Here is a 12,740-nt window from a genome sequence, read left to right as displayed (position 1 = left end):
GGCAGTCATCAGAAAGGAGGTCGGCAGTGGCAAAGGCGGTGAAACGGGCGTTTGTCTGTAATGAGTGTGGGGCGGACTATCCGCGCTGGCAGGGGCAGTGCTCGGCCTGTCAGGCCTGGAATAGCATCAGCGAGGTACGCCTGGCGGCGGCGCCGGCGGCGGGGCGTAGCGCGCGTCTGTCTGGCTATGCCGGCGATGCAGGAAGCCTGAGCAAGGTACAGAAGCTGTCGGAGATTAGCCTGGAGGCGCTGCCGCGTTTTTCGACCGGTTTTACCGAGTTTGACCGGGTGCTGGGCGGCGGCGTAGTGCCCGGAAGCGCCATTTTGATCGGCGGAAATCCCGGCGCAGGCAAGAGTACGCTGCTGCTGCAGACCCTGTGCCGCCTGTCACAGCAGATGAAGACCCTGTATGTGACCGGTGAGGAGTCGCTGCAGCAGGTGGCGATGCGCGCCCATCGCCTTGGCCTGCCGACGGAGGGGCTGAATATGCTGTCGGAGACCAGTATTGAGCAGATTTGCCTGATCGCCGAGCAAGAACAGCCGAAGCTGATGGTGATCGACTCGATCCAGGTGATGCATATGGCCGATATTCAGTCTTCGCCCGGCAGCGTAGCGCAGGTGCGTGAAACGGCGGCCTATCTGACGCGCTTTGCCAAGACGCGCGGCGTAGCGATCGTTATGGTCGGCCACGTCACCAAGGATGGCTCTCTGGCCGGTCCCAAGGTGCTGGAGCACTGCATCGACTGCTCTGTGCTGCTCGACGGCGACGCCGACTCGCGCTTTCGTACCCTGCGCAGCCATAAAAACCGCTTCGGCGCGGTCAATGAGCTGGGGGTCTTCGCCATGACCGAGCAGGGGCTGCGCGAGGTCAGCAACCCGTCGGCCATCTTCCTCAGCCGCGGCGAGGAGATCACCGCCGGCAGTTCGGTGATGGTAGTGTGGGAGGGGACCCGCCCGCTGCTGGTGGAGATCCAGGCGCTGGTGGATACCTCCATGATGTCCAATCCGCGGCGGGTTGCCGTGGGGCTGGAGCAGAACCGTCTGGCGATTCTGCTGGCGGTGCTGCATCGTCACGGTGGGCTGCAGATGGCCGATCAGGATGTGTTTGTCAACGTGGTCGGCGGGGTAAAGGTCAGCGAGACCAGCGCGGATCTGGCGCTGCTGATGTCGCTGGTGTCCAGCCTGCGCGACCGGCCGCTGCCGCAGGATCTGGTGATCTTTGGCGAGGTGGGGCTGGCGGGCGAGGTGCGTCCGGTTGCCAGCGGTCAGGAGCGTATTATTGAGGCGGCCAAGCACGGCTTCCGGCGGGCGATAGTCCCCCATGCCAACGTGCCGAAGAAGGCGATCCCCAATATGACGGTGTACGGCGTGAAGAAGCTGTCGGACGCGCTGGATATTCTGCAGGATCTGGCATGATGCGGATGCCAACCTGACGTTAAAAAGGCTCCCGAGGGAGCCTTTTTCGTAGCATGACGCGCTTATTTGGCGATCTTCTTGTATTTGATACGGTGCGGCTGCAGGGCTTCGGCGCCCTGGGTGCGCTTCTTGTACTCTTCGTACTCGCTGAAGTTCCCCTCGAAGAATTCGACGCGTCCCTCATCCTGATAGTCGAGGATATGGGTGGCGATACGGTCGAGGAACCAGCGGTCATGGGATATGACCATGGCGCAGCCCGGGAACTCCAGCAGGGCGTTCTCCAGTGCGCGCAGGGTTTCAACGTCCAGATCGTTGGTCGGTTCGTCGAGCAGTAGCATATTGCCACCGACCTGCAGCAGCTTGGCCAGATGCAGACGGCCACGCTCCCCGCCGGAGAGCTCGCCGACGCGTTTGCCCTGATCGGTGCCTTTAAAGTTGAAGCGGCCGACATAGGCGCGGCTGGCGATCTCAAAGTTACCGATACGCATGATGTCCTGCCCGCCGGAGACCTCTTCCCAGACGCTTTTCTTATCGTCCATGGCATCGCGGAACTGGTCGACGGAGGCCAGGGTCACGGTGTCGCCCAGCGTGATGCTACCGCTGTCCGGCTGCTCCTGGCCGGAGATCATGCGGAACAGGGTGGACTTACCGGCGCCGTTCGGGCCGATGATGCCGACGATAGCCCCTTTCGGGATGCTGAATGAGAGCGCATCGATCAGCAGGCGATCGCCGTAGGATTTGGATAGGTTGCTGACCTCCAGCACTTTGTCGCCCAGGCGCGGTCCCGGCGGAATGAATAGCTCGCTGGTCTCGTTACGCTTTTGGTAATCGGTATTATTGAGCTCTTCAAAGCGGGCCAGGCGGGCCTTGCCCTTCGACTGACGCCCCTTGGCGCCCTGACGCACCCACTCCAGCTCTTTCTCAATGGATTTACGGCGGGCGGCTTCAGCAGAGGCCTCCTGCGCCAGGCGCTGATCCTTTTGCTCAAGCCAGGAGGAGTAGTTACCCTCCCACGGGATCCCCTCGCCGCGGTCCAGCTCGAGGATCCAGCCGGCGACGTTGTCCAGGAAGTAGCGGTCGTGGGTGATGGCGACGACGGTGCCCTCATAGTCGTGGAGGAAGCGCTCCAGCCAGGCGACGGATTCGGCGTCCAGGTGGTTGGTTGGCTCGTCGAGCAGCAGCATATCCGGTTTTTCCAGCAGCAGACGACAGATAGCCACACGGCGACGCTCACCGCCGGAGAGATTGGCGATCTTGGCATCCCAGGCTGGCAGGCGCAGCGCATCGGCGGCGCGCTCCAGCTGGTTATCCAGATTGTGGCCATCGTGGGACTGGATGATCGCCTCCAGTTCTCCCTGCTCTTTGGCCAGCTTGTCAAAGTCGGCGTCCGGATCGGCGTACAGGGCGTACACCTCATCCAGACGGGTCAGCGCCTGCTTAACCTCGCCCACGGCCTCTTCCACCGCCTCGCGGACAGTCTGCTCCAGATTGAGCTTCGGCTCCTGCGGCAGGTAGCCGATCTTAATCCCTGGCTGCGGACGTGCCTCGCCTTCGATATCGGTATCAACGCCGGCCATAATGCGCAGCAGGGTGGATTTCCCCGCGCCGTTTAAACCCAGCACGCCGATTTTGGCACCCGGGAAGAAACTGAGGGAAATATCTTTCAGGATGTGACGCTTCGGCGGGACGATTTTGCCGACGCGGTTCATGGTATAGACGTATTGAGCCACGTTGCTCTGAGCCTCTTGTTATCGGATGAATATGCTGCGGATCGATAGTGGATGCGGAGTGTAGCCCGTTCATCCACGGATAACAACGACCCGCGGGCAGGGGGTGGACAAAGCGCGAGTATAGCGTGCCATCGCGCTTTTTCCTTGCGATCTCTGTCGGTTCCAGGTGAATTCTCCCCGATTGAGTGCGTAAAGGATAAAAGGGATGGCGACAGGCCGTAGGCAACGTGTAAATGCGTGCAAGAAAAGCTGGATACGGGGAATGCTTTGCTAAAATCACTGTCATAGAATTTCAGACGGTTAGCCAACGCTCTACGCGGAGCGATGGAGATCATTCGGTGGACGCGCGGGGCGCGAGGGTCAGTAAAGGAAAGAGACACATGGTCATGGTGGGCAAATGGCGCTATTGGAGCGTCGGGCTGTGCCTGGCGCTGAGCGCGGCGGCGGCCTCGGCAGATTCGCTCGATGCGCAGCGCACGCGCTATCAACAGATTAAGCAGGCGTGGGACGGCAACCGGATGGACAGCGTCAATCAGCTGATGCCGACGCTGCGAGACTATCCGCTGTACCCCTATCTGGCCTATCGGGCGCTGACGCAGGATATGTCCCAGGTTAACGCGCAGCAGATTAAGGCCTTTTTGCAGCAGTATCCGACGCTGCCGCCGGCGCGCAGCCTGACGTCGCGCTATGTCAATGAGCTGGCGCGGCGCGAGGATTGGATAGGTCTGCTCGCCTTCAGTCCCCAGCCGCCGCAGCCGGTGGCGGCGCGCTGTAACTATTACTACGCCCAGTATGCCACGGGGCATGCGGAGGCGGCGTGGCGCGGCGCGCAGGCGGTCTGGATGAGCGGTCAGTCGCTGCCCGCCAGCTGTGATAGGCTGTTCGATGCCTGGAGGGGGGCCGGTGGGCTACGGGATCAGGCGGTGCTGGCCCGCCTGCGTCTGGCGCTGGAGAAAGGCAACGCAGGGTTGGTGAGATATCTGCAGCAGCAGCTGCCGACGAACTACCAGACCCTGAATACAGCGCTGACGGCGCTGCAGGCCAATCCGCGCAGCGTAGAGGCCTTTGCCCGCAGCGTCGCGCCGAGCGATTTTACCCGCGATATCGTGGGGGTCGCCTTTGCCTCGCTGGCGCGCCAGGATGCGGATGCCGCGCGGGCGATGTTGCCTACGCTGGTGCGACTGCAGCATATTCCGTCGAGTCAGCGGCAGGCTATGGAGGAGACCATTGCCTGGCGCCTGATGGGCAGTGATGCCAGCGCCGACGATCGCCGCTGGCGCGACGGCGTGATCCGCCGCAGCCATAATGCGGCGTTGCTGGAGCGACGCCTGCGCATGGCGCTGGGCGAGGGCAACCCGGCACAGGTGCGCGAATGGCTGGGACGTCTGCCGCCGTCGGTGCGCGATAAGGATGAATGGCGCTATTGGCAAGCGGTGGCGCTGATGGATGAGGGGAAGCGCAGCGAGGGGCAGGCGATTCTGCGGGCGCTGATCACGCAGCGCGGCTTTTATCCCATGGTGGCCGCCCAACGGCTGGGTATTCCCTATCCGCTGCAGGTGATGCGCGCGGTACGCCCGGATGCCGCCCTGGCGCAGGAGCCGGCGATCGCCCGGGTGCGCGAGCTGATGTACTGGAACATGGATAATACCGCGCGCAGTGAGTGGAGCGCGCTGGTTGCCAGCAAGCCTCGTCCCCAGCAGGAGGCGCTGGCGCGCTATGCCCTGGATCAGGGGTGGGCCGATCTGAGCGTGCAGGCGACGATTGTGGCTAAGCTGTGGGATCATCTACAGGAGCGATTCCCGCTGGCCTGGCCGCAGGAGTTTCGCAGTGCAACGGAGGATAAGGGGATCACGCCAAGCTATGCCATGGCTATCGCCCGCCAGGAGAGCGCCTGGAATCCAGAGGCGCGCTCATCGGTCGGCGCCAGCGGCCTGATGCAGCTGATGCCGAAGACGGCGGAGCACACGGCCAAGATGTTCAGCCTGAGTCACTATCAGAACAGCAGCCAGCTGTTCGATCCCAAAACTAATATCGATATCGGTACCCGTTACCTGGAGTATGTCTACCAGAGCCTGGGGCGTAACCGTATTCTGGCGAGCGCGGCGTACAATGCGGGGCCGTCGCGGGTGAATACCTGGCTCGGCAACAGCGGCGGACGGGTCGATGCGGTGGCGTTTATCGAGAGCATTCCGTTTTCGGAGACGCGTGGCTATGTGAAGAACGTATTAGCCTACGATGCCTACTATCGCTATTTCATGCATCGCCCGGACCAGATACTGACGGATGCCGAGTGGGCGCGCCGCTACTAGCGCGCCGCGGCCTACATCCTGCGCGGGGTCTATGGTATGCTTGTACTCGTTGAATAGTTCAGCCGTAGGCAAGGTAGATCAGACGATGCAAAAGACAACGCCCGCGCCGGATCAGGCTCCCGCAGAGCCTGATGACTGGCAACGCTTCATTCAGCTCTTACAGCAGGCCTATCAAGAGGGGTGTCAGGAGCCGATGCTACAGCTGTTTCTGACGCCGGATGAGCGCGATGCATTAGCAACCCGGGTGCGCATCATTGAAGAGCTGCTGAAGGGGGAGATGAGCCAGCGTGAGCTGAAGAGTCAGCTGGGCGCCGGTATCGCCACGATAACCCGAGGCTCAAACAGCCTAAAAATGGCGTCGCCTGACTTTAAGCGCTGGCTGGTGCGTCAGCTGTTGCCATCGACGCCTCAGGCGTAATGGGGCGGTGGCTCGCGGTGGTAGCCGGGCTCCAGCGCCGCCAGGGCTAACAGCAGTGCCTGGTAATACACGCTGGTGCGGCTGAGTCGCCCCTGGGTAAAGATGCCGATGGCGCCCTCCCGCCGATTAATATCCTCGATACCGCTCAGGCGTTGCATCTCATGTCCCAGCGTCTCTCCCTGTCGGATACCGTCCATGACGCGGTCCGGCAGCGTTAGGCTGGCGGAGCGGGATTCGCCGCGGTGGCAGCGGTTTTCCACCGACATCCAGGCAAAGGTCATATTATCCTCAATTCCCGCCTCAATGCCGACCCAAAAGTCTGCCTCTGGCCGCAGCTGACGGGCGCAGATGACGCGGTGACGCGCTCCGCTGCGCGTTTGCGTGCTGCCCAAGGGCTGCTCCGGCACGCCGCTATCGACGTCTATCCCTTCAATGCGGTATTGTCCGGCGCCAAAGGCCGCGTCAAATGCCAGCGTAATGGCCTGAATTTTTGCCGGATTGGTGGTCGCGGCGACAACATGGTACATACGGTTCCGGTTTCCTTTAAACGAGTGGGTATCGCGACTGTCCGGAGCGCAGCCGACGGCTGCGCGTGCGCGGCAGCGGGGCTCCGTGTAGCGATTCGGCCGGGAATATCCGGTCAGTAAGCATAGCAGTGGCTGAAGACAGCCCAGTATAGGTAAAAAAGAGATGAGACAGGTATATCTTATTCGTCACGGCGAAACGGACTGGAACGTACAGCGGCGCATTCAGGGACAGTCGAACAGCCCGCTGACCGTGATGGGCGAACGGCAGGCGCGGCAGGTCGGCGCGCGCTTAGGCCAGATGGGCATTACCCACGTGATCGCCAGCGATCTGGGGCGCACCCAGCAGACGGGGGAGATCATCGCCGCGGCCTGCCGCTGTCCGCTGACGCTGGATGCCCGCCTGCGCGAGCTGAGCATGGGGGTGCTGGAGTCGCGTCTGTTGGCCTCGCTGTCGCCGCAGGAGGAGCAGTGGCGCCTGAGCATGCTGGATGGTTCGCCGCAGGGCTGTATTCCGCAGGGGGAGACCATGGCGCAGCTGGCTGAGCGCATGCAGCAGGCGCTGAACGATTGCCTGGCGCTACCGCCGGGGAGCCGTCCGGTGCTGGTAAGTCATGGCATTGCCCTGGGCTGCCTGCTCTCCACGGTGCTGGGGCTGCCGCCGTACGCTGAGCGCCGCCTGCGCCTGCGCAACTGCTCGCTGTCGCGGGTGGACTATCAGCAGAGCGCATGGCTGGCGAGCGGGTGGGTGGTCGAAACGGCGGGCGATGTGCAGCATCTGGCCCAGCCGTCGATGGATGAAGTGTTACGTTAGGACGACGGCGTGTGTCAGATGGGGATCAGGTACTCACAGCGCAGATTTTTTGGCGGGCGCTGGGTGGAGTCTATTAGGGGATAGAAACGCTCCACATCATAGCCGCGGCGACGGGTCAGATTCAGGGTCGGCAGGGCACTGTTATACAGGCTCATAATGAAGGCCTGGAAGTGCTCGGTCGGGCCCTGATAGCTGAATTTGGCATATTCACCGCCGGCCAGCTCGATAGACTGCACTTCGCGGGTGACCTGCTTGGGCAGCAGGTGCGGCTCCAGGGCCGTGGTATACATGATCGACTGCTCATCATCCTTGTCCGGGTTCGGATGAGAATGGTGCAGCCCATACAGCACCGGCGGAATATCGCGGATATCCTGCACCGCGTGTAAAAAATCGCGCCAGAACTGCGTGCGCAGCTCGGTACGTACGCGGCAGATCTGCTCCAAGGTACAGGTGTAGCTCTGGGTGACGCCGACCAGCGATAGGCTAGGCAGCGTGATGAACTCTGGCGTAGGGATAGCGTAATCCCCCAGACGGATCGGCGGGCGCATACCGTAGGCATGCCACTCCTCCGCCCTGCGATATAGCGCTGGTGTTTTGTTAAACTGCTTTTTGAAGGCGCGGGTGAACGTCTGCTGAGAGTCAAAGCGGTATTGCAGCGCGATATCCAGAATGGGCCGGCTGGTCAGGCGCAGCGCCGCCGCCGCGTTAGAGAGGCGGCGGGCGCGAATATAGGCGCCGATGGCCTGTCCGGTGACATCTTTGAACATGCGCTGTAAATGCCATTTGGAGTAGCCTGCCTTGGCCGCGACGTTGTCGAGGGTAAGAGGGTGATCGAGGTGTCCTTCTAACCAATTTAGCAGGTCATGAATAATATCGGCCTGATCCATAAAGCGTCCTTAATGCGGTGGTATACATAGGCTGCATACAATGTGCAGGGAAGCAACCATGATCCGACGAAACGTGCTGATTGCAATACGAACTTAAGGGCAAGCAGTATAATAAAAAAATGGCTTGTTATCTTTTCTATTCAACGTCGGCAAAGTAGTAACGACTGTTATTATAAAATTTCAGAGGTAAAGTAGTGAATAAATATTTTGTTGGCTTATGTGTCTCGCTGACGGCCCTGTGGGGTGCCTCGGTCCACGCCGAGGAGATCGGCTCTGTCGACACGGTATTTAAGCTGTTTGGCCCAGATCATAAGATTGTGGTCGATGCCTTTGACGATCCCGACGTGGAAAATGTGACCTGCTACGTCAGCCGGGCGAAAACCGGCGGAATCAAAGGCGGTCTGGGGTTGGCAGAGGATACCTCGGATGCGGCGATCTCCTGCCAGCAGGTGGGACCGATCGCGCTGAGTGAAAAAATTCGTAACAAAAAATCGGATGGCGAGGTGGTGTTTCGTAAGCGTACCTCGCTGGTATTTAAGAAGCTACAGGTCGTGCGCTTTTATGACAGCAAGCGCAATGCGCTGATCTATCTCTCCTATTCTGATCGGGTCGTGGAGGGATCGCCGAAGAACGCGATCAGCGCGGTGCCGGTGATGCCGTGGAGCGCGGCGCCGCAGGGGTAACATCGCATTCAAGCAAAAAAAAACAGGCCGACAGCGTCGGCCTGTTTGTTAACGATCAAGCGCGGCGCGATCAGTGTGCGATCTGCGCCTGCAGGAAGGCGGCGATCTCATCGACGCTGATCATCAGCTTCTCACCGCTGCGGCGATACTTGTACTCGATCTCGTTGTTATCGAGGTTACGATCGCCGATGACGACGGTATGCGGAATCCCGATCAGCTCCATATCGGCAAACATCACGCCCGGGCGCTCTTTGCGATCGTCCAGCAGGACCTCAATGCCCTTGGCGCGCAGCTCGTCGTACAGACGCTCGGCCACCTCTCTTACCCGGAACGACTTGTGCATGTTCATCGGCAGGATGGCGACCTGGAACGGTGCGATGGCGTCCGGCCAGATGATACCGCGCTCATCGTGGTTCTGCTCGATCGCCGCGGCGACGACGCGGGTGACCCCGATACCGTAGCAGCCCATGGTCATCAGCTGATTGCGGCCATCTTCGCCCTGTACGGTGGCGCTGAGCGCCTCGGTGTACTTGGTGCCTAGCTGGAAGATGTGCCCCACTTCGATGCCGCGTTTGATGAGCAGCGTCCCCTTACCATCCGGGCTGGGATCGCCTTCGACTACGTTACGGATATCGGCGACCTGCGGCAGCGCGGCGTCACGCTCCCAGTTGATGCCAAAGTAGTGTTTGCCATCGATATTGGCGCCGGCGCCAAAATCGCTCATCACCGCAACGGCGCGGTCGGCCACGACCGGCAGCGGCAGATTGACCGGCCCCAGGGAGCCCGGCCCGGCGTTAACCAGCGCACGGATTTCCGCTTCGTTGGCGAAGCTCAGCGGGCTAGCAACCAGCGTTAGCTTCTCGGCCTTCACCTCGTTCAGTTCGTGATCGCCGCGTACCAGCAGGGCAACCAGCGTATGGCCGCTCTCCTCGCTGGCGTGAACCAGCAGAGTCTTCACGGTTTTTTCGATCGGCAGGCCATGCTGTTCAACCAGCTCCGCGATGGTCTTGGCATTCGGGGTGTCCACCAGTTGCATAGGCTGGGTTGCCGCTGCACGACCGGTGGCCGGTGCCAGGGCCTCGGCCAGCTCGATATTGGCGGCATAGTCAGAGGCGGTAGAGAAGACGATGTCGTCCTCCCCGCTCTGGGCCAGCACCTGGAACTCATGGGAGGCGTTACCGCCGATGGAGCCGGTGTCGGCCTGTACGGCGCGGAAGTCCAGACCCATGCGGCTAAAGATGCGGCTGTAGGCGGCATACATGGCCTCATAGGTCTCCTGCAGGGACTCCTGAGTGGTGTGGAAGGAGTAGGCGTCCTTCATCAGGAATTCGCGGGAGCGCATTACGCCGAAGCGTGGGCGTACTTCATCGCGGAATTTGGTCTGGATCTGGTAGAAGTTCAGCGGCAGCTGCTTATAAGAGCTGATTTCATTGCGTACCAGATCGGTAATGACCTCTTCATGGGTTGGACCGAGCACAAACGGGCGATCGCCGCGGTCGACAAAGCGCAGCAGCTCGGGACCATACTGCTCCCAGCGCCCGCTCTCCAGCCACAGATCGGCCGGCTGCACCACGGGCATGGATACCTCGATCGCACCGGCGTAGTTCATCTCTTCTCGCACGATGTTTTCGACTTTGTTCAGAACACGCAAGCCGGTCGGCAGCCAGGTATACAGGCCGGACGCCAGCTTGCGGATCATCCCGGCGCGCAGCATCAGCTGGTGGCTGACGACTTCCGCGTCGGCGGGTGTCTCCTTGAGGGTGGAGAGCAGATATTGGCTAGTACGCATGAGTATGGTTCCGTTCGAACGAGCAAAAAAAAAGTAGTCTAGTTTACCAGTGCCTGCGAGGTGTCAAAAGAGAGCCGCAGGATTTTTTAGGCGCGGTGCCGTTACGATCGCAGGCGCCGCCTAGCGCGGATCGAGTCCCAGCACTTCGCAGACGCCGTTTTTTACCTGCCAGCGCAGGTTGAAATCCAGCAGGTGCACCGCATAAACCCGGCCATCCTCTTCCGCATGGCGGTAGGCTGGACGAGGATCCTGCGCCAGAACCTGGCGGATAAAGCGCGTCAGATGCGGGTAGTCCCGCTGCCGCAGGGCGATGTGCGCCTGTGCTTCGGAGCTGAAGACGACGGGCATATCGGCCGGCGGCGCCTGCTGGGCAAACCCTGCGCGCGCCTGCGGTTGGCTCTCGGCGAAGGGCAGGTAGGGCTTAATGTCCAGTACCGGAGTCCCGTCTACCAGATCCAGGCTGCCGAGCTGGAGTCGCACACCGTTGCGCGTCTCAATGCCGTGCAGTTCGACCAGAGACATTCCGATCGGGTTGGGACGGAAGGTGGAGCGGGTAGCGAAAACGCCCACGCGCGCGTTACCCCCGAGGCGCGGCGGACGCACCGTGGGGCGCCAGCCACCGTCCATGGTTTGGTGAAAGACAAAGATGACCCACAGATGGCTAAAGCTCTCCAGCCCGCGTACGGCATCCGGCTGATTATAGGGGGGCAAGAGCTCCAGCGTTCCTCCGCCGTCGCAGATCAGCCCCGGCTGACGCGGGATAGCGAATTTTTCCTTATAGGGTGAGCGGATGACGCCTATCGGCGCAAACTGAAAGTGGCTCATTGGGCTGAGGTTGCGATGCTAAGGGCGGAGCCGGTACAGGTGGCTTGGCGATAGCAGCCATGGCTCTGGCTAAGGATCTGGCAGCTGTGCAGCAGTACGGCGTTCGCCTTTAGCTGAGCGGCCTTATATAGCATGCGCTTACGCGCGGTAGTCAGGCTAGGGGCGCTATGGTGGGGGCGGGTCTGACAAACGCTGCCGCTGACTTCGCCGAGATCGCGAAAGGGTTTGCCGATCAGATCTTCAGCGCTCTCATACAGCGTAATCGGCGTCTGACGCGGCGCTACGGCGCGTGGCTTGGCGACGGTTTCCGGCGTTTTGTCTGCGGGCAGGGGCTTGATCGGGGCAGCCGGGCGAGACAGCAGAGAGCAGCCGCCCAGCGCAAGACTGGCCGTAAGCAGGCATAACGGTAATGCACGCATGGAAAATGTCCTGGGATTAATGGAATTGAGGAGTATTGAAACAATCTATAGCGCAAATGACCAGATGGGCAGAACGCCCATCTGGTCAAGCGGAGGGAGACTGCAAGAAATTACCAGCCTTTTACTGCCCCACCGTTAAAGATTTTGTTTGCTGCGTTATACACTTCATCAGACTGATAGGCCTGAACGAATTTTTTTACGTTCTCAGCATCTTTATTGTCTTCACGCGTGACGATCAGGTTAACGTAGGGGGAGTCTTTCCCTTCGACAAAGATCCCGTCCTTCGCCGGCGTCAGGCCAATCTGGCTGGCATAGGTGGTGTTAATGACGGCCAGTGCGATCTGATTATCGTCCAGGGAACGCGGCAGCTGGGGCGCTTCCAGCTCAACCAGCTTCAGATGCTTCGGGTTTTCAGTGATATCCAGCACCGTCGGCAGTAGGCCGATGCCATCCTTCAGCTTAATCAATCCTACGCTTTGCAGCAGCAGCAGGGAGCGACCCAGGTTGGTCGGATCGTTCGGAATGGCGATTTGAGCGCCGTCCTGAAGCTGGTCCAGTGACTTAATCTTTTTAGAATAGCCGGCGATCGGGTACACGAAGGTATTGCCGACCGCGACCAGCTTATAGCCTCGATCTTTAATCTGCTGATCGAGGTAGGGTTTATGCTGGAAGGCGTTGGCGTCAATATCGCCTTTGTTCAGCGCTTCGTTGGGCAGGACGTAGTCGTTAAAGGTCACCAGCTCGACGTTCAAACCGTATTTATCTTTGGCCACCTTCTGGGCGACTTCGGCAACCTGCTGCTCTGCGCCGACGATAACGCCGACCTTGATATGGTTAGGATCTTTCTCTTCCTGTCCACAGCCAGCCAGCGCCAGCGTGCCGAGTAATGTACCGACCAGTGCCAGGGACTTGAATTTCGTTGACATA

General features: G+C 60.6%; 12 protein-coding genes. 5 read left to right on the top strand and 7 right to left on the bottom strand.

Features of this window, described 5'->3' with window-relative positions; translation table 11 throughout:
- Nucleotides 1-26 precede the first annotated feature (26 nt).
- Complete coding sequence (radA, locus tag QY76_RS00205) at nucleotides 27-1,415, top strand: DNA repair protein RadA (protein WP_012847411.1); 1,389 nt, start codon at nucleotides 27-29, stop codon at nucleotides 1,413-1,415.
- Nucleotides 1,416-1,477: 62 nt separating this feature from the next.
- On the opposite strand, the gene ettA is transcribed toward radA, so the two are convergent.
- Nucleotides 1,478-3,145, bottom strand: coding sequence for an energy-dependent translational throttle protein EttA (gene ettA, locus QY76_RS00200; protein WP_015870044.1), 1,668 nt, complete (start codon nucleotides 3,143-3,145; stop codon nucleotides 1,478-1,480).
- Nucleotides 3,146-3,534: 389 nt separating this feature from the next.
- On the opposite strand from ettA, the gene sltY reads away from it, so the two are divergent.
- Nucleotides 3,535-5,454, top strand: coding sequence for a murein transglycosylase (gene sltY / locus QY76_RS00195; protein ID WP_174434950.1), 1,920 nt, complete (start codon nucleotides 3,535-3,537; stop codon nucleotides 5,452-5,454).
- 85 nt (nucleotides 5,455-5,539) lie between these two features.
- Complete coding sequence (gene trpR, locus QY76_RS00190) at nucleotides 5,540-5,872, top strand: trp operon repressor (RefSeq protein WP_012847414.1); 333 nt, start codon at nucleotides 5,540-5,542, stop codon at nucleotides 5,870-5,872.
- Here the strand turns inward: trpR and yjjX are convergent.
- Nucleotides 5,863-6,399 (bottom strand): inosine/xanthosine triphosphatase, encoded by a 537-nt coding sequence (yjjX, locus tag QY76_RS00185; protein WP_034162759.1) that lies wholly within the window; start codon nucleotides 6,397-6,399, stop codon nucleotides 5,863-5,865. The genes trpR and yjjX overlap by 10 nt on opposite strands.
- Before the next feature lie 163 nt (nucleotides 6,400-6,562).
- Between yjjX and gpmB the strand changes: the two genes are divergently transcribed.
- Nucleotides 6,563-7,210 (top strand): 2,3-diphosphoglycerate-dependent phosphoglycerate mutase GpmB, encoded by a 648-nt coding sequence (gene gpmB / locus QY76_RS00180; protein WP_045425254.1) that lies wholly within the window; start codon nucleotides 6,563-6,565, stop codon nucleotides 7,208-7,210.
- A gap of 14 nt (nucleotides 7,211-7,224) precedes the next feature.
- On the opposite strand, the gene robA is transcribed toward gpmB, so the two are convergent.
- Nucleotides 7,225-8,097, bottom strand: a complete 873-nt coding sequence (robA, locus tag QY76_RS00175; protein ID WP_045425252.1) for an MDR efflux pump AcrAB transcriptional activator RobA — start codon at nucleotides 8,095-8,097, stop codon at nucleotides 7,225-7,227.
- 194 nt (nucleotides 8,098-8,291) lie between these two features.
- On the opposite strand from robA, the gene creA reads away from it, so the two are divergent.
- The gene (gene creA, locus QY76_RS00170; RefSeq protein ID WP_045425248.1) at nucleotides 8,292-8,780 is read left to right on the top strand and encodes a protein CreA; all 489 of its coding nucleotides are present in this window, start codon (nucleotides 8,292-8,294) and stop codon (nucleotides 8,778-8,780) included.
- 70 nt (nucleotides 8,781-8,850) lie between these two features.
- Here the strand turns inward: creA and proS are convergent, their stop codons facing one another.
- The 4 genes from proS to QY76_RS00150 form a co-directional block, all read right to left on the bottom strand.
- Nucleotides 8,851-10,569 (bottom strand): proline--tRNA ligase, encoded by a 1,719-nt coding sequence (gene proS, locus QY76_RS00165; RefSeq protein WP_034162754.1) that lies wholly within the window; start codon nucleotides 10,567-10,569, stop codon nucleotides 8,851-8,853.
- Nucleotides 10,570-10,689: 120 nt separating this feature from the next.
- Nucleotides 10,690-11,394 carry a tRNA (N6-threonylcarbamoyladenosine(37)-N6)-methyltransferase TrmO gene (tsaA, locus tag QY76_RS00160; RefSeq protein WP_034162753.1) on the bottom strand — a complete coding sequence of 235 codons (705 nt, stop codon included), beginning with the start codon at nucleotides 11,392-11,394 and terminating at the stop codon, nucleotides 10,690-10,692.
- Nucleotides 11,391-11,813 carry an Rcs stress response system protein RcsF gene (rcsF, locus tag QY76_RS00155; protein ID WP_034162752.1) on the bottom strand — a complete coding sequence of 141 codons (423 nt, stop codon included), beginning with the start codon at nucleotides 11,811-11,813 and terminating at the stop codon, nucleotides 11,391-11,393. The genes tsaA and rcsF overlap by 4 nt, the downstream gene beginning before the upstream one ends.
- Nucleotides 11,814-11,923: 110 nt before the next feature.
- Nucleotides 11,924-12,739, bottom strand: a complete 816-nt coding sequence (locus QY76_RS00150) for a MetQ/NlpA family lipoprotein (RefSeq protein ID WP_034162751.1) — start codon at nucleotides 12,737-12,739, stop codon at nucleotides 11,924-11,926.
- Between the last annotated feature and the right edge of the window lies 1 nt (nucleotide 12,740).

It is taken from the genome of Edwardsiella sp. EA181011 (genome assembly GCF_000800725.1).
Taxonomy (GTDB): domain Bacteria; phylum Pseudomonadota; class Gammaproteobacteria; order Enterobacterales; family Enterobacteriaceae; genus Edwardsiella; species Edwardsiella anguillarum.
This window is presented reverse-complemented; position numbering and strand designations above follow the sequence as displayed.